Below are 25,855 nucleotides of genomic sequence, written 5' to 3' on the forward strand. Positions count from 1 at the left end.
TTGGTACGCGCCACGCCGACACTGCCGTACCAGACCGCACACTCGACGGACGGGTGCAGCAACTTTCAGAAGGTCGACATCGGCCGCACCGCGTTGGCCATGTCGACCAGCGCGTAGCGATGCTCCTGTGTCGGCGCCAGCCGGGCCAGTGCGCGCAGCGCCATCTCCACACCCAGCCGCAGCCCGTGTTCGGTGAACGGGAACCCGAGAATGTGGTTCGTGCTCGCCTCGTGCTCGGTCAGCCAGTCCATCGCCGCGCCCAGCACCAGCGCCCGGATCTGCAGCACCCGCGGCTCGGTGTCCGGCAGCACCTCCACGCGGCGGGCGGCGTCGCGGATCTGTGCCTCGGTTATCTCATTCTTCGACGGCCCGGACAGCAGCGTCACCGCGCTGGTCAAGCGTGCGGTGGTGAAATGCCTTGAAGTGGCCGATACTTCGTCGAGTGTCCGAACCGCTGCGGTGCGGTCACCCTCGACCGAAAGGGCGCGGGCCAGCCCGAAGGCGGCCGAGATCACGCTGTCGTCGGTGCGCCACACGCTCTCGTAGAACGCGCGTTCGTCCTCGGTGCCGGCCAGCTCGGCGGTGGCGGCCAGCGCCATCTTCGGCGCCAGCTCGCCGGGGAACATGTCGAGCACCTCGGTGAAATCCTTGCGGGCCGCCTCGTAGTCACCGGTGAGAAGCTCGGCCACACCGCGGAACCACACCAGCCGCCACCGCCAGCCGACCTGCTCGGCGAGGTCGTCGAGCTTGCCGGTCGCCTTGGTGACATTGCCCAGATCCAGCAGCGCGCGCACCTCCATCAGCGGCAGTCCGATGGACTCCGACAGGTCGATGCCCTCCGATTCCAGCGCGCTGTTGCGCACCGCGCGCAGCGAATCCAACGTCTGGACCGGTTCGCTCAGCTCCATCGACGACAGCAGCGGCGCGGCGACGTCGCCCGGGTCGATGAGCGGCACCTGCAAGGCGGTGATGATCTCGCGCGCGGTCAGGTTCTGGGAGTGCACATGCCCGTCGAGGTAGACGTCGGTGTGTGCGACCAGCAGGTGCTCGCCGAACGTGGACCGCGATCGGGTGAACACCGACGACAACCCGGGCCGGGGGATCCCGCTGTCCCTGGCGACCACCTCACGCAGCACACCCATCAGCTGTGCGGACATCTCCTCTGCGGAGGTGAACCGCCGGCGCGGGTCCGGGTCGATGGCACGTCGCAGCAGCCGGTGGTAAGAGTCGTACTTCGTCAGGATCGGGTCGTCGTCGGGCAGGCCGTCGACGTAGCGGCCCTCCCGGGTGCGCAACTTCAGCGTCAGCGCCGCCAGGGTGCGGCCCACCGTGTAGATGTCGGTGGCCACGGTCGGCCCGGTCCGGACGATGTCCGGTGCCTGGTAGCCGGGGGTGCCGTAGAGGTATCCGAACGAGTTGATGCGCGACACCGCGCCGAGGTCGATCAGCTTGAGCTGCTCGGCGGTCAGCACGATGTTCTCCGGCTTCAGGTCGTTGTAGACCAGGCCCAGCGAATGCAGGTAACCCAACGCCGGGAGGATCTCCAGCATGTAGGCGATGGCCTGTGCCACCGGCAGCCGGCTGCCGCCGCGTTGCTTGAGCGATTGCCCGCCGACGTACTCCATCACGATGTAGCCGACCGGGTCGCCGTGCGAATCCGGGTGCTGGACGAAGTTGAAGATCTTGACGATCGACGGGTGAGTCACCTCGGCGAGGAACTGACGCTCGGCCATCGCGATGGCCTGCGCCTCGGCGTCGCCGGAGTGCACCAGACCCTTGAGCACCACCGGGCGTTCGTTGACGTTGTGGTCGACCGCCAGGTAGACCCAGCCCAGGCCACCGTGTGCCACACAGCCCTTGATCTCGTACTGCCCGGCCACCATGTCGCCGGGTTTGAGTTGCGGCAGAAAGGAATACGGGCTCCCGCAATGCGGGCACCAGCCCTCCGAGGCGCCCTTTGCCTCGCCGGTGGACCGGCCCACCGGCCGACCGCAGTTCCAGCAGAAGCGCTTGGCCTCGGCCACCACCGGGTCGGCCATCAGCGCCTCGAGGGGATTGATCTCGGGAACCCGCGGGATCTCCACCAGGCCGCCGCCGAGCCGCCGTCGCGGCGCCACGGTGCGCACCACCGCCGCGACGCGCGAGTCGTCGTCGGCCGATATCGCAGCATTCGAACCCTCGCGGGGGCGGAAGATCGCCTGGGTGGACATCGGCCGGCGCACCGACGACGATTCGGCCAGCACGTCCGCCCGCTGGGTGGCCGGGCCATCGTCGTCGAAGTCGTCGAAGTCGTCGAACTCGGCGGCCGAGTGCTCGTCGGCGCCGGGGTCCGAATCGTCGCTTGCCATCAGTCCGAATACCTCGGCGTAGGTGGCGCCGGTGCCGGGCCGAGCACCGTCAACCACTTGCGGTACAAGGTGTTCCAGGTGCCGTCGCGGCGGATGCGTTCCAGCGTGCCGTTGACGAAGCGGACCAGCCCGGTGTTGTCCAGGTTGATCCCGATGCCGTAGGGCTCCTCGTCCATGGACGGCCCGACGATGTGCAGATACGGGTCCTGCGACATCAAACCCGCCAGGATCGAGTCGTCGGTGCTGACCGCGTCGACCTGACGCTGCTGCAGTGCCACCAGGCAGTCGGCCCAGTTCACCACCGAGACGATGATCGGCGCCGGGCTGATCTGGCGGATGCGGCGCAACGAGGTGGTGCCCTGCGCGACGCAGACCCGTCTGCCGGACAGGTCCCCGGCCTGGCGGATCGAGGAGTCGCGCGGCACCAGAAGTCGCTGGTTGGCGACGAGGTAGACCGTCGAGAAGTTCACCAGCTTCCGGCGGCCGCAGGTGATGCTCATGGTCTTGACAACGATATCGACTTCGGACTTCTGCAGCGCCTCAATGCGTTCGGCGGACGCCAGGATCCGGTACTCGACCTGCGACGGGGTGCCGAAGATGTCGCGGGCCACCTCGCCGGCGATGTCGACGTCGAAGCCGGTGATCTCGCCGGTGATCGGATCGCGGAAGCTGAACAGGTTGCTGCCGATGTCCAACCCGACGATCAGCCGGCCTCGGTGACGGATCTTGGCCACGGCGGCGTCGGCCTCGGCCTTGCTGCGGAACGGGTGCAGGCTGGCGGTGGCGTCGCAGTTCTCGGCCGGCTCGGGCTGCCGCGGCGGCTCGGGCGGCAACTCCTGCATTCCGGCCGGCGTGGGCGGCGGCAGCGTCGGCACCGCGGTCGGCACCACGAACTCGGTGCGGCCGCACCCGGACAACCCGGATAGCACCAGCACCGCGCTCACTGCGCACACCAGCAGTCGGGGCCTTCGCCGGCTCATCATTTGTACTCGTTCAGTCGAGGCCACAGTCCGAGCGCGACCGCGATCGCCGCCCCCATGCTGAGCACCGCGCCGCCGACCGGGGCCACCGACAGCACCCGGCGGGCGTTCAGGACGTCGTTGCGCAACTGGTTGCGGCTGTGCTGCAGCGCCTTGTCCAGCGCCGCGTCGAGTTGGTCGAACGCCGGAGTGGAGTCATCGCCGCTACCTCCCAGCGCCACCTGGGTAGCGGCCCGGTAGTTGCCGACGCCGATGTAGGCGTTCATCCGGTCGTTGGCCTGCCGCCATCGGGCCAACAGCTGTCCGGCGTTGGCCAGGTCGGCGTTGTCGACGGCGTCGCCGCGGTCCAGGTAGCCCTCCAGTTGCTGCTGCATCGTGTCGATGCGCTGGTAAAAGGTCTGCTTGCGGGCTTCCTCGTCGCCGCGGCGGATCAGCGACAGGGTCTCGTCGGCGCGCGCCTGCTGCGCGGTGATCGCCAGGTTGGTGATCGCCTTGAGGGACTCGGCGCCGGTGTCCTTGGCGTTGCGGCTGCCCGCGGTGGAGATCACCAGCACGGTGCCGACCCAGATCACCATCAGCAGGATCGCCATCCCGCCGGCGACCAGGCCCGGGTTGATCCGGCGCCGGGTATGCCGGGCCAGCCAGCGGTGTGCGAACGCACCGAACAGCACGGTGGCCGCCACCACCAGGATCACCGGCGCGGGCACCCGGGTCGACGCGGTGGTCTGGCTGTCCACCGCCGTCGAGGTGGCCTGGTAGAGGCGCTGGGCGTCGGGCAGGATCGTGTGCTGCATCAGTTCGGAGGCTTCCGACAGGTAGGACGAACCGACCGGATCACCCGACCGGTTGTTGGTCCGCGCGGTTTCGATCAGACCGGTGTAGACGGCCAGTCCGTCATTGATCCGCCCCAGCAGCTGCAGCAGCGGCTCGTCGCTCAGGCCCCCGGAGGCCCGGGTCACCGCCACCGCGGCATCGGTGATGGCGTGCTCGTAGCGCTCCCGGACGGCTCGCGGCTCGCCCTGGGCGATGAACGCGGTGGCCGCCGCCGCGTCGGCGACCGACAGGGTGATGTAGAGCCGTCCCGCCGCGTAGGCCAGCGGTTCGGTGTGGTCGAGCACCGTGGTCAGGGTGTTCTGCCGGTTGTTGATCGTGGTGGCCGTGGCGAAGGCGCTGATGCCGCCGAGGGTGGCCAGGATGATGCCGATGGCCAGAATCCGCCCCGGGGTGGTGGTGAAGAACCACCAGCGGGGTCGGGCGGATTCGATCGGCGACCGCAAACCCGCCGGCTCGGTTGACGGATGCGCCAACTCAACGGTCACGTCTATTCAGGCTCCATCCTGCGGTTGTTCGCGCCCCCAACGATAGTAAAGGGATTCTAAGAGCGCGGGCGTCATCCGTGCCGACCTGCGCGGCGGTTGTTGCCGAAATAGTCGCGCGATCTCACTACAACCGAGACATTGCTCGCCGGATACGCTTCCAGCGTGCGTGGTGACGGAGATGGCTGGGCGGTTTCCGACGCCGGCGTCCGCTTCTGGGGCCGGCACGGCGCAGCGGGCCTGCTGGTGCGGGCACCCAGGACCGACGGGACCCGCACCGTGCTGCTGCAGCATCGCGCCTGGTGGAGTCACCAGGGCGGCACTTGGGCGTTGCCCGGCGGTGCCCGCGACAGTCACGAGACCGCCGAACAGGCCGCGATCCGCGAAGCGGAGGAGGAAGCCGGGCTGCCCGCCGACCGCATCGTCGTCCGCGCGGCCATCGTCACCGCGTCGGCCAGCGGCACCACCTGGACCTACACCACCGTCGTCGCCGACGCCGAGGAACTGCTCCCGGTGGTGCCCAATCGGGAGAGCACCGAGCTGCGCTGGGTGGCCGAGCACGAGGTGGCCGGCCTGCCGCTGCACCCCGGATTCGCCGCCAGCTGGCAGTCGCTGCGGGGGCTGCACCTACCGGGCTGAGCCGAGTGTGCGGTTCGGCAGGGACAGCCGCGTCACTCCGCTAGGCCCCGGTAAGCGCCGCAAGCAGCGCCGTGGCCGCCGCCTGCGGATCCTCGGCGGCGGTGATCGCGCGCACCACCACCACCCGGCCGGCGCCGGCCGCCGTTACCTGCGGCAGCCGCTCGGCATCGATCCCGCCGATGGCGAACCACGGCTTGTCGGAGCGCTGGTCCACGGCGAACCTCAGCAGCTCCAGACCCGCAGCGGACCGGCCGGGCTTGGTGGGGGTCGGCCAGCACGGCCCGACGCAGAAGTAGTCGACCGGTTCGGTCAGCGCCGCCTTGACCTGCTGGCCGTCGTGGGTGGACCGGCCGATCAGCACGTCGGGCCCGACGATCTCACGCGCGATCGGCAGCGGCAGATCGTCCTGGCCCAGGTGCAGCACGTCGACGCCGGCGGCACGGGCGATGTCGGCGCGGTCGTTGACCGCCAGCAGCGCACCGTGCCGGCGGGCGGCGGCGGCCAGGGTCTCCAACGCCGCCAACTCGTCGCGGGCCTCCAGCGGACCGAACTGCTGCTCGCCGGGCGAACCCTTGTCGCGCAGCTGGATGATGTCCACCCCGCCGGCCAGCGCGGCCTCGGCGAATTCGGCCAGGTCCCCCTTTTCCCGGCGGGCGTCGGTGCACAGGTAGAGCCGGGCGTCAAGGAGGCGGGTCAGACGATCTGAGCGTTCGTGCATCCCTCGACGCTAGCGGCTAGCTTGGTGAGTTGACACCGAGGCGGAAGGGAGCAGCAACATGCCCGGACCCTCGCTCGGGTCGCTGGCCGTGATCGGCGGCGGTGTCATCGGTCTGTCGGTGGCCCGGCAGGCCGCCCGGGCCGGGTGGTCGGTGCGGGTGCATCGCACCGGTGACCACGGCGCCTCCTGGGTGGCCGGCGGAATGTTGGCCCCGCACAGTGAGGGCTGGCCGGGTGAGGATCGGCAGCTGCGGCTGGGGCTGCGCTCACTGGAGCTGTGGCACGAGTTCCTCGAGGGGCTGCCGGCCGGCGTGGTCACCGCACGCGAATCGCTGGTGGTGGCCGCCGACCGCGCCGATGTCGCCGACCTGCGCACCGTCGCCGACTGGCTGACCGGACAGGGTCATCCGGTGATCTGGGAATCGGCCGCGCGTGAGGTCGAACCGCTGTTGGCCGCCGGTATCCGGCACGGTTTCCGGGCGCCCACCGAGCTGGCGGTCGACAACCGCGCGGTGGTCACCGCTTTGAACACCGCGTGCGAGGAACTCGAGGTGGCGTGGGCGGGCCCCGTGCACGATCTCGCCGAGGTGGCAGCCGACGCGGTGGTGATCGCCAACGGCATCGACGCCCCGGCGCTGTGGCCCGGCTTGGCGATTCGGCCGGTCAAGGGCGAGGTGCTGCGGCTGCGGTGGCGCAAAGGATGTTTGCCGGTGCCGCAGCGGGTCATTCGGGCCCGGGTGCACGGCCGGCAGGTCTATCTGGTGCCGCGCCCCGACGGCGTGGTGGTCGGAGCCACCCAGTACGAGCACGGCCGCGACACCGCCCCGGTGGTCTCCGGGGTGCGTGACCTGCTCGACGACGCCTGCGCACTGGTGCCGGCGCTGGGGGAGTACGAGCTGGCAGAATGCGGAGCCGGTCTGCGACCGATGACACCGGACAACCTGCCGCTGGTGCGCCGGCTCGACGAGCGTACGGTCGTCGCCGCCGGTCATGGCCGCAACGGTTTTCTGTTGGCACCATGGACCGCCGAACAGGTGGTGTCCGAACTACTTCCGGTTGGAGTGCAATGATCATCAACGTCAACGAGAAACAGGTCGAAGTGGCCGAGGCGACGACGGTTGCGGCGCTGCTGGCTTCGATGGGCTACCCGGACCGCGGTATTGCGGTGGCGGTGGATCAGGCGGTGCTGCCGCGATCGCGGTGGGCCACCACGCTGGTCGACGGCGCCCGACTCGAGGTGGTGACGGCGGTGCAAGGTGGTTGATGACGCGAAGCTGACCATCGCCGGGCGCGAGTTCAGCTCCCGGCTCATCATGGGAACCGGTGGGGCGCAGAGCCTGACCGCACTCGAAGCGGCGCTGGTGGCCTCCGGCACCGAGCTGACCACCGTCGCGATGCGCCGCGTCGACGCCGAGGGCGGGACCGGCATGCTGGATCTGCTCAGCCGGTTGGGCATCACGCCGCTGCCCAACACCGCCGGTTGCCGCAGCGCCGCCGAGGCGGTGTTGACCGCGCAGTTGGCCCGCGAGGCGCTGGGCACCGAATGGGTCAAGCTGGAGGTGATCGGAGACGAGCGCACTCTGCTGCCCGACGCCGTCGAATTGGTCCGCGCCGCTGAGCAATTGGTGGACGACGGGTTCGTCGTGCTGCCGTACACCAACGATGACCCGGTGCTGGCCCGCCGCCTCGAGGACGCCGGGTGCGCCGCGGTGATGCCATTGGGTTCGCCGATCGGCACCGGGCTGGGGATCGCCAACCCGCACAGCATCGAGATGATCGTGGCCGGTGCCGGGGTGCCGGTGGTGCTGGACGCCGGTATCGGCACCGCCAGCGATGCCGCGCTGGCGATGGAGTTGGGCTGCGATGCGGTGCTGCTGGCCACCGCAGTCACCCGGGCCGCTGATCCGGCCGCCATGGCCGCCGCGATGGCGGGTGCTGTCACCGCCGGCTATCTGGCGCGCCGAGCCGGGCGTATCCCCAAGCGGTTCTGGGCCCAGGCGTCCTCGCCGGTGCTGTGATCGGGCGCGATGAAACGCTATGTCGCCCTGGGCAGTTCGATGGCGGCCGGCCCGGGAATCCGGCCCGTGGTCCCCGGCGCCCCACGGCCGGCGGGGCGCTCGGTGCGGAACTACCCGCATTTGGTCGCCCGCGCACTGAATCTCGACCTGGTCGATGTCACGTTCTCGGGCGCGACCACGGCCCATCTGCTGACCGACCGCCAGCACGGTGCACCGCCGCAGCTCGAGGCGCTCGACGGCTCGGAGACCCTGGTGACGATCACGATCGGCGGCAATGACGTCGGCTATGTGCCGCTGCTGATGGCCGCGGCGTTGCTACCCCGGGCCGCCCGGCTGCTGGCGCCGGTCGGCACCCTCTTCGACCACCGCGAGCGCCAGCGGGCGCTGGACGGCGTCGAATCCTCGCTAAGGGCGGTCGGCGCGGCGGTGCGGAACCGGGCGCCGCAGGCGCGGGTGTTCTTCGTCGACTACCTGACTTTGCTGCCACCGGCCGGGTCACGGGCGGGGCGGCTGTCTGAACACGTCGTCGAGTTGGCCCGTCACATCGCCGGTGCGTTGGAGCGGCACACCGCCGACGCCGCGGCCGCCACCGGCTGCGAGATCGTGCGCGCCGGGAAGGCCAGCCGCGAACACCACCCGTGGTCGGCGCAGCCGTGGACCGTGGGTGCGCGACTGCCGCTGCCGTGGCGGCCATGGCCGTTTCACCCCAATGCCGCGGGCATGGCCGCGGTCGCCGAGCTGGTGGTCGCCCGCTGGGCCGCGGCCGGCCGGGACGCCCCGGAAAGCCAGGACGGCCAGGACGGCCAGGACGGCTAGGACAGCACGGCGACGCCGGGTGCGCCCGGTGCGCCGGGTCGGTCTGTGCCACGGTGGCCGCCATGCCGGCGCGCCGAGGCGCCTCGGGCAGTGCCCGAGCATCCGAGCTGTGGAAAACGTCAGGCCAGACCGGCCTGCCCTCAGGTCACCACGCCGCCACGGCACGGCGGATCGAATTCGCCGCCGTGATTAATGGGAGCCTGGACCGCTGCTGGTTGCCGACGCGGTTCGTCGCGACCGGGTCGACTGCCCTCGTTGAACCCCCCGATGGAACCGCGCCGGCATGACAGAAAAGACTGAATTCCCCAAACCGCCGCTCTTACTGAAACTACTGTGATATTGCTGAAGAGCGTGTAAACAGCGTGTTACAACACTCAGGGTCTATGGGAAGGTGGGGCAATCATGGTTGGTGGTCGCGGCGTCACGGGCAGCGGAGGTTCAGCCAGGGGTGGTTCGGGGCGTCGGGCCCGGCGACTAGTCGCCGCGTCCTCGGCGATGGGGGCGTTTTTGGCGTTCGGGATGGCGCCGTTGGCGTCGGCGCCGGCGGCGAGTGCCGACTTCGATGACTTGCTTGCTGATCTGTTCGATCCGAGTGCGTGGGGCAACCTGTCGGATCACTTCGATAACCTATTCACCTCCGATTGGGAGGTGCCGGGTTCAGCCGATGCGGCTGACGTGGCGCAGCTGTGGGACACCTACTTCTATATGCCGTTGCACGACAGTTTGCAGGACTGGATCAACTCTGATTTCGGGGCGAGCGTCAATGGTGTGATCAACCAGATGTTCGCGCCGTTCACCGAAGGCTTTTGCGGGATGATCTGCAACGGCGCTGACGGAACGGCCGAGAGTATCGACGGCCAGGCCGGCGGCCTGTTCTTCGGCGATGGCGGTGATGGCTGGTCGTCGAACCTTGAAAGTATCGCCGGCGGTAACGGTGGGCATGCCGGTGGCATCGGCAATGGTGGTGATGGTGGTGCCGGTGGCCTGGGCGCTGATGGTGGTAACGGCGGCCATGGTGGCGAGTGGTGGGGCAACGGCGGTGATGGCGGCGCCGGCGGGGCTGCCACGGCGACGTTGGCCGCCGGTAATGGCGGCAATGGTGGGTCCTCGGGTCAGGCGCAGGACTTCTTCGGCATGGGCGCGGTGGGCAACGGGGGTGACGGCGGGGTCGGCGGCGCCGGCTGGAACGGCACCAACGGCACCTCGGGCACCACGCCGGGCGGCAATGGCGGTAACGGGGTGGCCGGTACCAACGGCGGCAACGGCGGTGTCGGCGGAAATGGCTCGTCGATCCTGGGTGTCGGCGGGAATGGTGGCGCCGGCGGTGTCGGCGGTAACGGTGGCAACGGTGGAACCGGGGCGACCGGGGCGGCCGGCACCTTCGATGACGACGGCGATGGTAACGGCGGCAACGGCGGCAGCGGTGGTGACGGGGCGATCGGCGGTAACGGTGGCACGGGCGGGGCGGCCGGCACCGGCGCGGCGTTCTTCGGTGGCGATGGCATTCAGGGTGCCGGTGGCAATGCCGGCAACGGTGGTTCGGCGGGCGTAGCCGGTGACGGCGGCGCCGGTGCGGCCGGTAGCGCTGCCAACCCTGACGGCGGCAACGGCGGCAACGGCGGCGACGCCGGCACCGCTGCTGCCGCAGGCACTGCGGGCACCGGCTCAGCTGCCGGCCAGGCGGGCACCGACGGTGACGCGCCGACGGCTCCGCAGGGCAACGGTGGCGCCGGCGGCGACGGCTACGACCCAGCAGCTGACCCCGATGCGCTCGCCGGTGCCACCGGCGGCAACGGCGGTGCCGGCGGTGACGGCGGGGCTTACGGCAATGGCGGCGACGGTGGTACCGGCGGCAACGGCGTCGACGGCGGAGTCGGCCAGGACGGCGGCAACGGTGGCAACGGCGGCGCCGGCGGCCTAGGTGGTGCGCTGGCCGGCAACGGCGGCAACGGCGGTAATGCCGGTCAAGCCGGCAACGGTGGCGACGGTCAGATCGGCGTGCCGCCGGCAGACGGCGACGTCACCGGCACCGACGGCGGCGCGGGCGGCACCGGCGGCAACGGCGGTGCCGGTGGCAACGCCCAAGCCGCCACCGGCAACGGTGGCAACGCCGGCCAGGCCGGCAATGGTGGCAACGGCGGCACCGCCGGTGCTCTTCAGCACACCGACAGCGCCCACGACTACTCGCAGCACGGTTTGATCGGCGGTGACGGCGGCAACGGCGGTGACGGTGGCGCCGGCGGCCTCGGCGGCGCCGACGGCCAGGACGGCGCCGGCACCGACGGCGGCAACGGCGGCAACGGCGGTGACACCTTCACCACCACACCCAACGACTACAACGGCGGCCGCGCCGATGTGGCCGGGTCTGCCGGCAACGGCGGCAACGGCGGTGCCGGTGGTGCCGGCACCAACCCGGGTGACGGGGGCGCCGGTGGCAACGGTGGCAACGGCAACACCGTGGTGGTCAACGGTCCCGGTGGCACCGGCGACACCGGCGTCACGGGCAGCGGCGGTCTGGCCGGCACCGGCGGCAACGGCGGAGCCGGTGGTGCGGGTCTCGACGGCGCCACCGGAGGCGCGGGCGGTACCGGCGGCGACGGCGGTGTCGCCGGCGGCGACGTCAGCGGCTTGCCGGCCAGCACCGGAGGCAGTGGTGGCACCGGCGGCGCAGGCGGGGCCAGCGACACCGGCTCCGGTGGGCAGGGCGGCAGCGGTGGCACCGGTGGTGCCGGCGGGACCGCCACCGCTGAGGGTGGTACCGGCGGCGACGGCGGCCAGGGCGGTGCCTCCGGGGACACGGCAGGCGACGCCGGGGAATCGGGCGAGGCGGGCGCGGGCGCAACGGGCGGTGCCGGTGGCACCGGCGGCGCCGGCGCCCAGCCCGCCCCCTAGGAGCCGGTCGGCACGAACGAGCGCAGGGAGCCCCGCACGGCACCGCCGTGCGGGGCTCCTGCATTCGTCTTGGGCGCCCGGCACCGGCCCGGCAGGCCGCCCGAACTCGCCCGCGATGCTCCTCCACTAACGTGGACGCGTGGATTACAAGTCGAAGTTGATGCCTGTCCTCGGCGCCGCGCTGGCCGCCGCGCTGTTCACCGGCGGGTGCAGCAGCGGCACACCGGTACACACCGACCAGGCACCGGATGCTGCCGCGGCTGCCGAGTTCGCCGACACCCTGAGCGACAAGGTCACCATCGACGCGATGATGGGGCACCTGCAGAAGCTGCAGGACATCGCCAACGCCAACAAGGACACCCGCGCCGTCGGCACCCCGGGTTACGACGCCAGCGTCGACTACGTGGTCAACACGTTGCGCGAGCGCGGTTTCGACGTGGAGACCCCGGAGTTCATCGCCCGGGTGTTCAAGGCCGAGACGGGATCGGTGCAACTGGGCGACAAGACCGTCGAGGCCCGAGCGCTGCAGTACAGCCTCGGCACCCCGCCCGAGGGCGTCACCGGGCCGCTGGTCGCCGCGCCGGCCGACGACAGCCCGGGCTGCAGTGTCGAGGATTACGAGGGCCTGACGGTCAAGGACGCCGTCGTGCTGGTGGACCGCGGAACCTGCCCGTTCAAGGAGAAGATGGCGATCGCCGTCGAACAGGGAGCGGTGGCGATGGTGATTGCCGACAGCATCGACGAAGAGAAGATGGGCGGGACCCTGGGGGAGAAGACCGAGGTCAAGATCCCCGTCGTGAGTGTGACCAAGGCCGACGGCGCGATGCTGCGCGGTGGCCGCGGCACCATGACCGTCAAACTCGACGCGCACACCGACGACATCCCCGCCCGCAACGTGATCGCCCAGACCAAGACCGGATCGACCGAGAACGTGGTCATGCTCGGCGCCCACCTGGACAGCGTCCCGGAGGGGCCCGGCATCAACGACAACGGCTCCGGGGTGGCAGCGGTACTGGAGACCGCCCTGCAACTGGGAGATTCACCCGAGGTGCACAACGCAGTGCGGTTCGGGTTCTGGGGCGCCGAAGAGTTCGGCCTGATCGGCTCGCGGAAGTACGTCGAGTCACTCGACGTCGAGCAGCTCAAGAACATCGCGCTCTACCTCAACTTCGACATGCTCGGTTCGCCGAACCCGGGCTACTTCACCTACGACGGCGACCAGTCGCTGGACCCGGCCAAGCGCGGCCAACCGGTGGTCCCGGAGGGCTCGGCCGGCATCGAGCGGACTCTGGTGGCCTACCTGAAGTCAGCAGGCAAGGAACCGCGCGACACCTCATTCGACGGTCGCTCCGACTACGACGGATTCACCCAGGCCGGCATCCCGTCCGGCGGCCTGTTCACCGGGGCCGAGGTGAAGAAATCGGAAGAGGAGGCCAAGCTGTGGGGCGGTGCCGCCGATGAGCCGTTCGACCCGAACTATCACCAGAAGGGCGACACCATCGACAACATCGACCGCGACGCACTGGCCGTCAACGGCCGGGGCGTGCCCTACGCGGTCGGGATCTACGCCCAGGATCTCAGCGGCCGCAACGGAGTTCCGATCCGCGACGACCGCACCCGTCACGTCGTCACCACGCCGTGATCCCTCCGGCGGGCGCCCTGCCGGCGGTGGCCCGTCGGGCCTTCGACGCCGGCGCGGACCGCCCGCCGTCCATGGCGGACCCCGAATGGGTTCGGCTCCGGCCGTCGAGACCAGGAGGGCACGCGGGCGGAGCACCTCGTGCCGCGCTGTTCACCTAGGTGTGTTAATAATGCTCTGAAAGTGACAGAGCTGGCCTGAGTTGTTAAGAGGTGGTTATCACGCTCGGTGCTACGAATGGCCCGGCCGGAAGCTCGGGCGGCCGCATCAGACGGCGTCCCAAAGACCGCAAAGCGCAGATCACGCGCGCGGCTGCGGAGGCGTTCAGCGCTCAGGGATACCACGCGACCAGCATGGAGGCGATCGCCACCAGAGTTGGCATCTCGGCGCCGGCGTTGTACCGGCACTATCCGAGCAAGTACCACATGTTCGCCGTCGTCGTCGGTGCGCTCGGTCAGCAGTTGGAGGACTGTACCGCCTTCGTCGACGAGGTTCCCGACGCCGAATTGCAACAGGATCCCGGGGCGGTCCTGGACCGGATCATCGACACGCTGATCTCGTCAGCACTCAGCAACCGCGAGGCCGGCGGGCTCTACCGGTGGCAGGGTCGCTACCTGCAGCCCGACGACAAGACCACGCTGATGGCGCACATCCATCAGGTCAACCGGCGGGTGCAACGCCCGCTCAACGTGCTGCGTCCGGATTTGACCTCCATTGAACGGTGGACCCTGTCCGCGGGCCTGCTCAGTATCGCGGGCAGCGTCGTCGGGCACCGGTTGCCGATCTCGGACGACGAGATCAGGCCGCTGATGCTGGACACGGCGCGGGCGCTGGCCGGCGCCAAACTTCCTGAACAGGGTGACGTCCGGGTCAATCGCCCGTCGGTGTGGCGCATTTTCACCCCGGACGCCGGGCCGTATGAGGCGCTGCTGCATTCGGCGGTGCTGCTGTTCGGTACCAAGGGCTACGCCGAGACCAGCGTCACCGAGATCGCCGACGCCGTGGGAGTCCCCGCGTCCGGTGTCTATCGGTACTTCTCCAGCAAGAGCGATATCTTGACGACGGGCTTGCAGCGTGCCGTCGACCGGATCGGCGGGGAGATGTCGGCTATCGCAGGAGTATTCGCCGATCCGCGCGAGGTGGTGGCTCGCCTGGTCGAGGCGTTCGTGGCCACCATCTTCGCCAATCCCGAGCTGGCAGCGGTCTACGACACCGAGCGGGTCAACCTCGGAGCTTCGGAGCGGGACCTGTTGCGGGATTCCGAGCGTGCCTTCATCGACACCTGGGTAGGGCCACTGACGGCGGTGCGGCCGGAACTGGACGCCCTGCACGCGAGGTTCCTGGTGCACGCCTTGGCGGCGCTGGTGGACGACCTGGGCCGGCTGGACCGGGAAGGACGGTCGTACGGCGATGTGACGGCCACCGTGCCGGCGGGTTATGCACAGGCCGCGCTGCGCAAACTCCTGGAGGCCGTCGCGATCGGCGACAACTGACCGACCTGTTGCCGGATGGGCTTCCGGCTCAGGCGATCTGGTAGTCCTCCAGCGGGAACTTGGATCCCTCGCGCACCGCGTTGCGCACCGTGGTCGGTCGCAGCAGCGTCGCTTCGCCGCTCGGGTTGAAGTAGTAGGACCGTGAGCCGGCGCAGTCGCCGGCGTAGAACACCGAGCGGTCCAGCCGCTTGGTCATCTCGTCGAGGAAGCGGGTGTTGGCGGCCTCGGTGACCTCGAAGGTGGTCGCGCCGCGGCGCTGCAGTTCTCCGAAGAGCCGGCCCATGTGGCGCATCTGGTATTCCATCGTGTTGAAGAACGACAGGCCACAGAATGCGTACGGGCTGGCCAGGCTGAGGAAATTCGGGAACGCCGGGATCGAGACACCCTGGTAGGCCTGGAATCGGTTCTCCCGCCACCACTTTCCCAGGTTGCGTCCGTCGCGGCCGACGATCTCGATCGCCGGGAAGTTGGCCTCCCACATGTCGAATCCGGTGGCCAGCACCAACGTGTCGATCTCGCTCTTGCGTCCGTCGAGGGTCACGATGCCGTCCGGCTCGATGCGCTCGATTCCCGCCGTCTCCAGGTGTACGTGCTCCTTGTTGAACGTGCGGTAGTAATCGTTGGACCAGCTGGGCCGTTTGCAGCCGATGTCGTAGCTCGGGGTCAGCTTGGCCCGCAGCTCCTTGTCGCGGATCGAGATGAACCGGTGGATCTTGCACAGGTCCATCGCGCCGATCGAAAGCCGGCGGAAGTAGGGGAAGTTGAGGATCCCGACGAACGTCATGAATCCCAGCAGACCGTCGGTCACATACCGCAGCGCCCGCTGGGCCAGCGGCAGCCGGGCGAACAGGCGCCGCACGGCCGGGGAGATGCCGAAGTCCAGTTTGGGCGCCACCCAGATCGGGGTGCGCTGGTAGACGGTGAGGTCGCCGACCGTCTTGGCCAGCTCCGGGATCAGCTGCACCGCAGTGGCGCCGGTGCCGATCAGGCCGACCCGGCGGCCGTTGAAGTCGTGGCTGTCATCCCACGCGGTGGTGTGCACCACCTTGCCGGCGAAATCGGCGATGCCCGGGATGTCCGGGGTGTGCGGCTGCGACAGGAAACCGGTCGCGGTGATCAGGTAGCGGGCGCTCAGCGTGGCGCCGTCGGCCAGGCTCACCTGCCAGCGCTGGGCTTCCTCGTCCCAGCGGGCGCTCTCGACGGTGGTGTTGAACCGCATGTGGCGGCGCACGTCGTACTTGTCGGCGACGTGCTCGGCGTAGCTCTTGAGCTCCGACCCGGTGGCGAACAGCCGTGTCCAGTGCGGGTTCGGCTCGAACCAGTACGAGTAGGTGGTCGACGGAATGTCCACGGCCAACCCGGGGTAGCGATTGACGTGCCACGTTCCGCCCAGGTCGTCCTCGCGCTCGAGCAGGACGATGTTGTCGTAGCCGAGCTTCTTCAGCTCGATCGCCGCGCCCATCCCGCCGAAACCCGCACCCACGATGACCACGTCGAACAGCTCGGCACTCATGAAAAGCACGGTACCTGACTCACCGGTAACCAGCGAAGCTCGCCGGCGGGCCTCAGCCCAGCAGTCGCAGGGCGGCGTCGACGGCCAGCGCCGGCACGTCCAGGGCCTTGGATGCCAGGTCATGGCGGGCGCCGCTGATCTCGACGACCTCGTGTGGAGCCGGGATCAACGCGGCCGCCGCGTGGACCTCGGGCAGCGTCCCGAACGGATCCGAACTGCCGTGGGTGAACACGGTGGGCACGCCGATCTCGGGCAGGTGTTCGGTACGGCTGCGCTCCGGCTTACCGGGCGGATGCAGCGGGTAGGAGAACAGCGCCAGCAGGTCTACCGGCACCCCCGCGCCGGCCACCACCATCGAGGTCTGCCGACCGCCGTAGGAGTGACCGCCGGCGATCAGCGGACCGTCGGCCAGGCCACGCGCGTACCCGACCGCCGCGACGATGCCGTCCCGGTCGCCGGCCCCCGATCCCGACGGCGGGCCCTTCGGGCGGCGGCGGCGAAACGGCAGGTCGTAACGGATCGCCAGAAATCCGCGGCGCGCCCATGCGTCGCAAATCCGCTGCAGCACCCCCGAATCCCGGTTTCCGCCGGCGCCATGGGTCAGTAGTACGACGCCGGCTGGGGCGCCCGCGGGGGTATGGGCCACCCCGGCGATCTCGTCGAGGCTCATCGCGTCAACCGGAACAGCGGCGAAACCGGGCCGTGCCCGTGGCCCAGCGGGTAGGCGGCGCGCAGGCACTCGGTGACCCAGCCCTTGGCGAACGCCACCGCAGCGGGGACGGTGAACCCGTGCGCGAGCGCGCATGCGGCGGCCGCGGCCAGCGTGTCACCGGCGCCGTGGTCGTCGGCGGTGGCCACCCGAGGCCCGGGGAACTCCTGGAATTCGGTGCCGTCGAAAAGAAGATCGGGGCTGTGCTGCGCCGACGGCAGATGCCCGCCCTTGACCAGTACCCACTGCGGACCGAGGGCGTGCAGCGCCCGGGCGGCCGCCCGCTGGGTCTCGGCGTCGACCACCTCGACACCGACCAGCAGTCGCACCTCATGCAGGTTGGGCGTCACCAGCGTCGCCAGCGGAAACAGGTTGTCGCGCATCGCATCCAGCGCTGACGACGCCAACAGCGCATCGCCGTGCATGGATGCCGACACCGGATCGACCACCAGGGGCACGGTCAGCGCGAGTTCCCGCCAGGTCGCCGACACGGTGGTGATGATCGGTGCCGACGCCAGCATCCCGGTCTTGGCGGCCTGGATCCCGATGTCGGGCACCACCGTTTCGATCTGGGCGGCGACTGTATCGGCGGGAACCTCGTGAAAGCTCTTGACGCCGGTGGTGTTCTGCACCGTCACCGCCGTCACCGCGACACAGGCGTGGACACCGAGCAGTGCGCAGGTGCGCATGTCGGCCTGAATGCCGGCACCGCCGCCGGAATCCGACCCGGCGATGGTCAAGACGCGCGCCGGGGTCGATCCGGGCGGTGCCGGCGGCAGGAACTCCACTAGGTGGAGATGGGAAGGTACACCCGGTTGCCGTGCTCGGCGAACTCGGCTGACTTCTCCTCCATGCCCTTGACGATGGCGGCGTCGATGTCCTCCTGGGTGTGCAACCCGTGTTCGTCTGCGTAGTCGCGAACGTCCTGGCTGATCCGCATCGAGCAGAACTTGGGCCCGCACATCGAGCAGAAGTGCGCGGACTTGGCCGGCTCGGCGGGCAGCGTCTCGTCGTGGTACTCGCGGGCGGTGTCCGGGTCCAGCGACAACGCGAACTGGTCGTACCAGCGGAACTCGAAGCGCGCCTTGGACAGTGCGTTGTCGCGGTCCTGCGCATGCGGGTGGCCCTTGGCCAGGTCGGCGGCGTGCGCGGCGATCTTGTAGGCGATCACGCCGTCCTTGACGTCCTTGCGGTCGGGCAGGCCAAGGTGCTCCTTGGGGGTCACGTAGCACAGCATCGCGGTGCCGGCCTGGGCGATGATCGCCGCGCCGATCGCCGAGGTGATGTGGTCGTAGGCCGGTGCAATGTCGGTGGCCAGCGGCCCGAGGGTGTAGAACGGCGCCTCGTCGCACCACTCCTCCTCCAACCGCACGTTCTCCACGATCTTGTGCATCGGGACGTGCCCCGGCCCTTCGATCATCACCTGGGCGCCACGGGATTTGGCGATCTTGGTCAACTCGCCCAAGGTGCGCAATTCGGCGAACTGGGCCTCGTCATTGGCGTCGGCGATCGAACCGGGCCGCAGCCCGTCGCCGAGGGAGAACGTGACGTCGTAGCTGGCCAGGATGTCGGCGAGCTCTTCGAAGTTGGTGTAGAGGAACGATTCCTGGTGTCGCGACAGGCACCACGACGCCATGATCGAGCCGCCGCGGGACACGATGCCGGTGACCCGCTTGGCGGTCAGCGGCACATAGCGCAACAGCACCCCGGCGTGCACGGTCATGTAGTCCACGCCCTGCTCGCACTGTTCGATCACGGTGTCGCGGTAGAGCTCCCAGGTCAGCTTGGTCGGGTCGCCGTTGACCTTCTCCAGCGCCTGGTAGATCGGCACCGTGCCGACCGGCACCGGGGAGTTGCGCAGGATCCACTCCCGGGTCTCGTGGATGTCCTTGCCGGTGGACAGGTCCATGATGTTGTCGGCGCCCCAGCGGGTGGCCCACACCATCTTGTCGACCTCTTCGCCGATCGAGCTGGTCACCGCGGAGTTGCCGATGTTGGCGTTGATCTTCACCTTGAACGCCTTGCCGATGATCATCGGCTCCAGCTCGGGGTGGTTGTGGTTGGCGGGAATCACCGCGCGGCCACGGGCCACCTCGTCGCGCACCAGCTCGGCGGGGAAACCTTCGCGGGCGGCGATGAACGCCATTTCGGCGGTGATCTCACCGGCCTGTGCGCGCTGCAGCTGGGTGCCGCGGTCGCGCACCACGCCGGGGCGGGCCGGCAGGCCGCGGTGCAGGTCGATCACCGCGTCGGTGTCGGTGTAGGGGCCGGAGGTGTCGTAGAGGTCGAAGTGCTCGCCGTTGGTCAGATTCACCCGGCGCACCGGCACCTTCATCGCCACGCCGCCGGGGGCTTCGATCTCGCGGTAGATCTTCTCGCTGTAGGGGATGGGCCCGGTGGTCACCTGCGGCTCGATATGGACGTTCGAGACGTCGGTCATGTAAATTTCCTCTCCCTTGCCGGAATTACCCGGTCAGGTTCGTACGGTCGACGGCCCCGGCCGTCCTCTCAGCGCACTGGTTGCGCTCCCGCGGTATGGATTTCTGCACTGCTATTCCTGCACTGCCACGCTAGCGCAGTGTGGCGGTCGGCGTAAGGCGCCGACCAGTGTGCCGGCGCCGCCGATTAGGCATCCGATCCTTTGCATAGCTAATATATGCGCTTTGGGCCGGAGAACCGCGGGAGAAACGATGACGGCGCACGCCGAGGGGGTGACCGTCGACTCCGGTGCTGTTGCGACCGCCGGCCGCCGGTTGCGCTACGGCCGCGATCACCCGCGCTACAAGTGGATCGCACTGTCCAACACCACCCTGGGCGTGCTGCTGGCCACCATCAACGGCTCGATCGTGCTGATCTCGTTGCCGGCGATCTTCCGCGGCATCGGACTGAACCCGCTGGATCCGGCGAACGTCAGCTACCTGCTCTGGATGCTGATGGGCTACCTGCTGGTGTCGGCGGTGCTGGTGGTGTTCTTCGGCCGGCTCGGCGACATGTTCGGCCGGGTACGCATCTACAACGCCGGCTTCGTGGTGTTCACGGTCGCGGCGATCGCGCTGTCGATCGACCCGTTCGACCTCGGCGCCGGCGCCCAGTGGCTGATCGGCTGGCGGGTGGTGCAAGGTGTCGGCGGGGCGATGCTGTTCGCGTCGTCGGCGGCGATCATCACCGACGCCTTCCCGGCCAATCAGCGTGGCATGGCGCTGGGGGTCAACCAGGTGGCGGCGGTCGCCGGGTCCTTCGTCGGCCTGCTGATCGGCGGGCTGCTCTCGGAGTGGGATTGGCGGGCGGTGTTCTGGGTCGGGGTGCCGATCGGGGTGCTGGGCACCGTCTGGTCGATGCGGTCGCTGCACGAGCTCGGCGAGCGCGCACCGGCCAAGCTGGACTGGGCGGGAACGGTGACGCTGGGCCTGGGGCTGACGGTGGTGCTGACCGCGATCACCTACAGCATTCAGCCGCATGGTGATTCGCCGACGAGTTGGACAAGTCCGGTGGTGCTGGGTTCGCTGGCGCTGGGGGTGGCGCTGCTGGCGGGATTCTGCGTCATCGAACTGCGGGTAGCCGCACCGCTGCTCGATATCCGGCTGTTCAGGATCCCGGCGTTCGGATTGGCCAATGTGGCCGGCCTGTTGGCCGCGATCGGGCGCGGCGGCATGCAATTCATGCTGATCATCTGGCTGCAGGGGATCTGGCTGCCGCTGCACGGCTACAGCTTCGAATCCACCCCGCTGTGGTCGGGCATCTACCTGCTGCCGATGACGGTGGGCTTCCTGTTGGCCGGGCCGGTGGCCGGGTCGCTGTCCGACCGGCACGGCGCCCGCCCGTTCGCCGTCGGCGGCATGGTGCTGATGGCGGCGACGTTCGTGGCGCTGGTGATGCTTCCGGTCGACTTCGACTACCGGGTCTTCGCGGCGCTGGTCTTCCTCAACGGACTCGGCGGCGGGATCTTCACCGCGCCCAACACCGCCGTGGTCATGTCCAGTGTCCCGGCCGCTCAGCGCGGGGCGGCCTCGGGTGTGCGGGCCACGTTCTTCAACGCCGGCACATCGTTGTCGATCGGTATCTTCTTCTCCCTCATGGTGATCGGCCTGGCTAACACGCTGCCGGAGGCGATGGGCGCCGGGTTGCAGCAGCGGGGCGTGCCCACCGAGGTCGCCGAACAGGTGGCCAACACCCCACCGGTGGGCAGCCTGTTCGCGGCGTTTCTGGGTTACAACCCGATCGGCGAGCTGCTGGGGCCCTCCGGTGCGCTGGATCAGCCCGGCGTCGATGCGCAGATACTGACCGGACACAGCTTCTTCCCGCAATTGATCTCCGGGCCGTTCCACACCGGTTTGGCGGTGGTGTTCGCCGCCGCGGCGTTGATGATGGTGCTCGGCGCACTGACGTCGTGGGCGGCGCCGGGGCATTACGCCGGCGAGTCGGTGAACCGCTCCGACGGCGCGCGGGCCGCCACCGGCTGACGCCGGCCACCGCGGCCGGTTTGCGGAGTTTTACGTTGCGCAGCCCGCACGCCGGGCAACATTCTGGTTAGGCTTGACACCGCTGGGCGGGAGCGGCGGCGGCAACTACGAGGTGGATGCAGTGGACGGGTCGATGGTCGAGTGCGATGACCAGGCTGATGCGGTCGTGGTGCGCGCCAAGGGTGAAATCGATTCCAGCAACGTCGACGCACTCGCCACGCAGCTGGCGGCGGCGGTGAAGTTGGCGATGGTCCAACCGTGCCGGCCCATCCTCGTCGACCTGCAGCAGCTCACTTTCTTCGGAAGCGCCGCGTTGAGCGCGCTGCTCGATTGCCGGCAGGCGGCTGCCGAGGCGGGAACGTCACTGCGGGTGGTGGCCGAGGATGCGGTGGTCGTCCGGCCCATCCAGGTGACCAACCTCGATCAGGTGCTGGAGATCTATCCGACGTTGTCGGCTGCGCTGCGGGGGGCCGAGAATCAACCGTGACCCGGCCGCAGCCTCTTCCGCCCGACCTCACGACAGCGGTCGAGCTCGGCGGTGAGGTGGGCCGCTTGTTCGGCGAATACGACTGGGCGGCACATCCTTTGGGTGATCCCGTGGCATGGCCGGCGGAGCTGCGCGGCGCGGTGAGCGTTGCCCTGACGTCCCGCTTCCCCATCGTGTTGTGGTTGGGCTCCGATGATCTGTTCCTGGTGTACAACGACGCCTATCTGCAGATTCTGGGCGACAAACACCCCGATGCGCTGGGCCGGCGCGGCCGGGAGGTGTGGTGGGACATCTGGGATCCGATCAGCCCGATGCTGAACAGGGTGCTGACCACCGGCCTGGCAACCTGGGCCGATGATCTGATGTTGCCGGTGAGCACCGCCGGACAGGCGCAGGAACGCTACTTCACCTTCACCTACAGCCCGCTGATCGGCGGTGGCGGCGCCGTGAACGGGATCTTCTGCGCCGTCGCCGAGACCACCCAGCGCGTGCTCAGCGATCGCCGGCTGCACCTGCTCAACGCGGTCTCGTCGGCGGTGATGCAGTCGCGCACGGTCGGCGACGCCGTCAATGCCGCCATCGCGGTATGTGACGGGCAGCCCGCGGACCTGCCCTTCGTGGCGGTCTATGCCGAGGACGCCGACGACGGTCACCTCAGGTTGCGGGGCGCCACGCCGGCCGTGTCGCCGGTGTTGCCGCCGGTGTGGACCGAGCCGGTCCCCGGCATCAGCGACAGCCTGCCGGTCGATGCCGTGGAACAGGCGCTGGTGCTACGACTGGGCTACGGCGCCGCGGCAGGCGCACTGGTGATCGGCCTCAGCCCGCGCCGCCCGCTGGACGTGCAATACCGGGCGTTCTGTCAACTGCTCGCCGACCAACTGTCCTCGGCGCTGTCGTCGGCGACCTCCTACGCGCAGCAGCGGCAGCGCGCCGATGCCCTCGCCGCCATCGACCGGTCCAAGACCGCCTTTCTGACCAATGTCAGCCATGAATTCCGCACCCCGCTGACCCTGCTGCAGGGACCGCTCGACGAGGCACTGGCCGAGGTGAGTCCGGGCAGTCCGCTGGCCGACCGGCTGACCACCGCGCGGCGTAACGCGGGCCGGCTGCTGCGGCTGGTCGACTCGCTGCTGGACTTCGCCCGCGTCGAAGCCGGACGTGTGGACCCGGCACTTGTCTGCACCGATGTCGGTGCGCTGACGGCGCATATCGCATCGTCGTTCAGCGAACTGTGCCGGCGCGCCGGCCTGGAACTGGTGCTTGAATGCCGGCCGTCGCTGGCCGACATCGATGCCACGATGTGGGAGACCATCGTGCTCAACCTGGTGTCCAACGCGGTCAAATACACCCTCGACGGCGCGATCACCGTGACGGTGGAGGACGACGAGGCAGGCTGCCGGATCGCCGTCCGCGACACCGGTGTCGGGATAGCGCAGGACGACCTGGAACGGCTGGGGGAGAGGTTCTTTCGCGCCGATGACGCTCGCGGCCGCAGCGTCGAAGGCACCGGGATCGGGTTGTCGCTGGTGCGCGGCCTCGTCGAGTTGCAAGGCGGGACGATCGCATTCGACAGCGTGGTCGACCGGGGCACCGTCGTCACGATCACGCTGCCGGGGTCGTCCGCGACGACGCCGGTCGAGCATCAACCCACGGTGCTGGCGGAGAATCCGTATGTCGTCGAGGCCGGCCAATGGGTCGACCGTGCCGCCGCGCCGGCCCCCGTCCCCGCCGACCGCCGTTCCCTGGTGCTGATCGTCGACGACAACGCCGACATGCGAGAGCATCTGGACCGCCTGCTCTCGACGCGCTGGCGCACGGCACGGGCGGCCGACGGCGAAGCCGCTCTGGCGGCCACCCGCGAGCTGCGGCCCGATGCGGTGGTCAGCGACGTCGTGATGCCCCGGATGGACGGATTCGACTACGTCGCTGCCGTCCGGGCCGATCCCGACGTCGCCGCCACGCCGATCCTGATGCTGTCCGCCCGGGCCGGCGCGGCGGCGGCCAGCGAAGGCTATGCCGGCGGCGCCGACGACTATCTGCTCAAGCCGTTTCGCTCCGAGGACCTCATCGACCGGGTGGCGGCGCGGATGTCTGCAGCGGCACGGGAGCGGGACAAGCGCCGATCCAACGACGAACAAGCCCGTCGCTCGCTCGACGTCGCACACCTGGATGGCGCGCTGCAGTCCGCGGAGTCGGTGGACGCCGTCACCAAGGCGCTCAAGGATTTTCCGCTGTTCGACACCGACGCGACCGTCATCTCGCTGGGCCTGCTGGATCCCGACGGACGAAGCGTCCGATTCCATTTCGCCGGCCCGCTCCCGCCCGAGCTGCGCGATCGTTTCCACATTGCCGCGATGGACACCCCGCTGGTGCCCATCGACGTCATCCAGAGCGGCTCTCCGATGATCGTCACCGACACCGCCGACCTGGGCCGGCGCTATGAACACGTCGTGCAACAGAGCGCCGGAAGCGTCGGCGCGTGCGTCACCCAGCCGCTGCGGGGACCCGATGGCCGCGTCATCGGATCGCTCGGGCTGTTGTTTCCGGAGCCGCGGGACTTCGATCCGGTAGAGCTGGGCATGTACGCCAGCTTCGCGGCGATGACGCAGGCGGCCCTCGACCGGATTCAGTTGGCCGACCGCGAACACCGGATCGCCGTCGAGTTCCAGGAACACCTGCTGGACCTGGACCGCGGTTCCACCACCGCGGCGGTGGCGGCGGTGTATCGGGCCGCCGGGGAGACGATGCGGGTCGGTGGCGACTGGTACCTGGCCGTGCCGCTGGAACGTGCGGGCCGAATCGCGGTCTCGGTCGGCGACGTGGTCGGGCACGGCCTGTCGGCGGCCACCGTGATGAGCCGGTTGCGTGCCGCCGCGGCAGCCAGCGCGCTCTCCGATGCCGAGCCGACGGCGGTGCTCGACGCATTGGACCGCTACGCGGGGACCGTCGCCGGGGCGCGCTGCGCGACGGTCAGCTACGCAGTCGTCGACGCCGCCCCGGCGGACGGCGCCGCGCACGCCCTGGTCAGCTACGCCTGCGCCGGGCATCCCTATCCACTGCTGATCACGCGCGACCGGCCTGCCGTCTTCTTGGAATCCGGCCGGCGCCCGCCGATGGCCGCGGGCGACGACGTCCCCGACGGCGATGCCGCTGCGATCGCGGAGCTGCCACCCGGGAGTCTGCTGTTGCTCTACACCGACGGGCTCATCGAGCGGCCCGGTGAGGCCATCGACGACGGATTCGACCGGCTGCGCAGGGCCGCCGAGGTATGCGCGGACCTTCCCGTCGACGACGTCTGCACCGAGTTGCTGGACCGCATGCGCCCTGCCGGCGGGTACGTCGACGACGTGGTGCTGTTGGCGCTGCGACCCAGCCACGGCGCCGCCGGCAGTTTCACCTACCTGCTGCCGGCTGAGCTGCCCGAACTGTCGGCGGCGCGGCACCGGCTGCGCCGGTGGCTGGCCGGCACCGCAGTGGACCAGCAGCGGCAAGCCGAGATGGTGGTGGCGATCGACGAGGCCGTCACCAATGCGATCGAGCACGGCAGCCGATGCGACCCGTGTCAGACGGTGGCCGTCGAGGCGTTCGTGCGCGACGGCACCGTCGCCGTCACCGTCAGCGATTCCGGGCGGTGGTCGGGTGACTCCTCGGCCAGTCGGCGCAGTGACCGGCGCGGACGCGGTTTGACCTTGATAAACGGCCTGGCAGACCGGGTCGACACCGTGCGGGCCGCCACCGGAACCCGTGTCACGTTGTACTTCGACGATGTCGTCGGGTCGTGACCGAACCGGGTGGGAACCGTTGGGTGAGTTGAATTGACCCGAGCGC

General features: G+C 69.5%; 19 protein-coding genes and 1 riboswitch. Of the genes, 11 read left to right on the top strand and 8 right to left on the bottom strand.

Annotation, left to right across the window (positions count from 1 at the left end):
• Nucleotides 1–65: 65 nt before the first annotated feature.
• The 3 genes from AWC24_RS19020 to glnX are packed head-to-tail and all read right to left on the bottom strand — an operon-like array spanning nucleotide 66 to nucleotide 4,647.
• Entirely contained in the window at nucleotides 66–2,405 is a 2,340-nt protein-coding gene (locus AWC24_RS19020) for a serine/threonine-protein kinase PknG (RefSeq protein WP_085088046.1), read from the bottom strand.
• The gene (locus AWC24_RS19025) at nucleotides 2,348–3,328 is read right to left on the bottom strand and encodes a glutamate ABC transporter substrate-binding protein (protein WP_085088051.1); all 981 of its coding nucleotides are present in this window, start codon (nucleotides 3,326–3,328) and stop codon (nucleotides 2,348–2,350) included. The genes AWC24_RS19020 and AWC24_RS19025 overlap by 58 nt, the downstream gene beginning before the upstream one ends.
• On the bottom strand, nucleotides 3,328–4,647 hold the full coding sequence (gene glnX, locus AWC24_RS19030; RefSeq protein WP_085088054.1) for a protein kinase G-activating protein GlnX: 1,320 nt from the start codon (nucleotides 4,645–4,647) through the stop codon (nucleotides 3,328–3,330). Before glnX ends, AWC24_RS19025 begins: the two co-directional genes overlap by 1 nt.
• Before the next feature lie 162 nt (nucleotides 4,648–4,809).
• On the opposite strand from glnX, the gene AWC24_RS19035 reads away from it, so the two are divergent.
• A complete protein-coding gene (locus tag AWC24_RS19035; protein ID WP_085088057.1) occupies nucleotides 4,810–5,283 on the top strand; it encodes an NUDIX domain-containing protein in 474 nt (157 codons plus the stop codon).
• A 40-nt stretch (nucleotides 5,284–5,323) separates the two neighbouring features.
• Here AWC24_RS19035 and thiE read toward each other — a convergent pair whose 3' ends face one another.
• A complete protein-coding gene (thiE, locus tag AWC24_RS19040) occupies nucleotides 5,324–6,001 on the bottom strand; it encodes a thiamine phosphate synthase (RefSeq protein ID WP_085088060.1) in 678 nt (225 codons plus the stop codon).
• Between the two features lie 58 nt (nucleotides 6,002–6,059).
• On the opposite strand from thiE, the gene thiO reads away from it, so the two are divergent.
• From thiO to AWC24_RS19075, 7 genes are all read left to right on the top strand, one after another.
• Nucleotides 6,060–7,070, top strand: a complete 1,011-nt coding sequence (thiO, locus tag AWC24_RS19045; RefSeq protein ID WP_085088062.1) for a glycine oxidase ThiO — start codon at nucleotides 6,060–6,062, stop codon at nucleotides 7,068–7,070.
• Entirely contained in the window at nucleotides 7,067–7,264 is a 198-nt protein-coding gene (gene thiS / locus AWC24_RS19050) for a sulfur carrier protein ThiS (RefSeq protein ID WP_085088065.1), read from the top strand. The genes thiO and thiS overlap by 4 nt, the downstream gene beginning before the upstream one ends.
• The gene (locus AWC24_RS19055; protein WP_085088067.1) at nucleotides 7,257–8,018 is read left to right on the top strand and encodes a thiazole synthase; all 762 of its coding nucleotides are present in this window, start codon (nucleotides 7,257–7,259) and stop codon (nucleotides 8,016–8,018) included. The genes thiS and AWC24_RS19055 overlap by 8 nt, the downstream gene beginning before the upstream one ends.
• Before the next feature lie 9 nt (nucleotides 8,019–8,027).
• Nucleotides 8,028–8,834 (top strand): SGNH/GDSL hydrolase family protein, encoded by an 807-nt coding sequence (locus AWC24_RS19060; protein WP_085088070.1) that lies wholly within the window; start codon nucleotides 8,028–8,030, stop codon nucleotides 8,832–8,834.
• A gap of 402 nt (nucleotides 8,835–9,236) precedes the next feature.
• A complete protein-coding gene (locus tag AWC24_RS23390; RefSeq protein WP_163705523.1) occupies nucleotides 9,237–11,726 on the top strand; it encodes a PGRS repeat-containing protein in 2,490 nt (829 codons plus the stop codon).
• A gap of 160 nt (nucleotides 11,727–11,886) precedes the next feature.
• Nucleotides 11,887–13,368, top strand: coding sequence for a M28 family metallopeptidase (locus AWC24_RS19070; protein ID WP_085088188.1), 1,482 nt, complete (start codon nucleotides 11,887–11,889; stop codon nucleotides 13,366–13,368).
• A gap of 209 nt (nucleotides 13,369–13,577) precedes the next feature.
• Complete coding sequence (locus tag AWC24_RS19075) at nucleotides 13,578–14,858, top strand: TetR/AcrR family transcriptional regulator (protein ID WP_085088072.1); 1,281 nt, start codon at nucleotides 13,578–13,580, stop codon at nucleotides 14,856–14,858.
• Between the two features lie 28 nt (nucleotides 14,859–14,886).
• On the opposite strand, the gene AWC24_RS19080 is transcribed toward AWC24_RS19075, so the two are convergent.
• The 4 genes from AWC24_RS19080 to thiC form a co-directional block, all read right to left on the bottom strand.
• Complete coding sequence (locus AWC24_RS19080) at nucleotides 14,887–16,371, bottom strand: flavin-containing monooxygenase (protein ID WP_085088076.1); 1,485 nt, start codon at nucleotides 16,369–16,371, stop codon at nucleotides 14,887–14,889.
• Between the two features lie 52 nt (nucleotides 16,372–16,423).
• Nucleotides 16,424–17,041 carry an alpha/beta hydrolase family protein gene (locus AWC24_RS19085; protein ID WP_085088080.1) on the bottom strand — a complete coding sequence of 206 codons (618 nt, stop codon included), beginning with the start codon at nucleotides 17,039–17,041 and terminating at the stop codon, nucleotides 16,424–16,426.
• Nucleotides 17,038–17,868 carry a bifunctional hydroxymethylpyrimidine kinase/phosphomethylpyrimidine kinase gene (gene thiD / locus AWC24_RS19090; protein WP_085088082.1) on the bottom strand — a complete coding sequence of 277 codons (831 nt, stop codon included), beginning with the start codon at nucleotides 17,866–17,868 and terminating at the stop codon, nucleotides 17,038–17,040. The genes AWC24_RS19085 and thiD overlap by 4 nt, the downstream gene beginning before the upstream one ends.
• Nucleotides 17,868–19,520, bottom strand: coding sequence for a phosphomethylpyrimidine synthase ThiC (gene thiC, locus AWC24_RS19095; protein WP_085088085.1), 1,653 nt, complete (start codon nucleotides 19,518–19,520; stop codon nucleotides 17,868–17,870). Before thiC ends, thiD begins: the two co-directional genes overlap by 1 nt.
• Nucleotides 19,515–19,622, bottom strand: a riboswitch (TPP riboswitch). Its footprint overlaps the gene before it by 6 nt.
• Nucleotides 19,623–19,770: 148 nt before the next feature.
• On the opposite strand from thiC, the gene AWC24_RS19100 reads away from it, so the two are divergent.
• From AWC24_RS19100 to AWC24_RS19110, 3 genes are all read left to right on the top strand, one after another.
• Nucleotides 19,771–21,540, top strand: coding sequence for an MFS transporter (locus AWC24_RS19100; protein WP_085088088.1), 1,770 nt, complete (start codon nucleotides 19,771–19,773; stop codon nucleotides 21,538–21,540).
• A gap of 73 nt (nucleotides 21,541–21,613) precedes the next feature.
• Nucleotides 21,614–22,027, top strand: a complete 414-nt coding sequence (locus tag AWC24_RS19105; protein ID WP_308494607.1) for an STAS domain-containing protein — start codon at nucleotides 21,614–21,616, stop codon at nucleotides 22,025–22,027.
• Between the two features lie 110 nt (nucleotides 22,028–22,137).
• Nucleotides 22,138–25,809, top strand: coding sequence for a SpoIIE family protein phosphatase (locus tag AWC24_RS19110; protein ID WP_234807440.1), 3,672 nt, complete (start codon nucleotides 22,138–22,140; stop codon nucleotides 25,807–25,809).
• Nucleotides 25,810–25,855: the final 46 nt, after the last annotated feature.

The sequence above is a fragment of the Mycolicibacter senuensis genome (genome assembly GCF_002101885.1).
GTDB classification, from domain to species: Bacteria; Actinomycetota; Actinomycetes; order Mycobacteriales; family Mycobacteriaceae; genus Mycobacterium; species Mycobacterium senuense.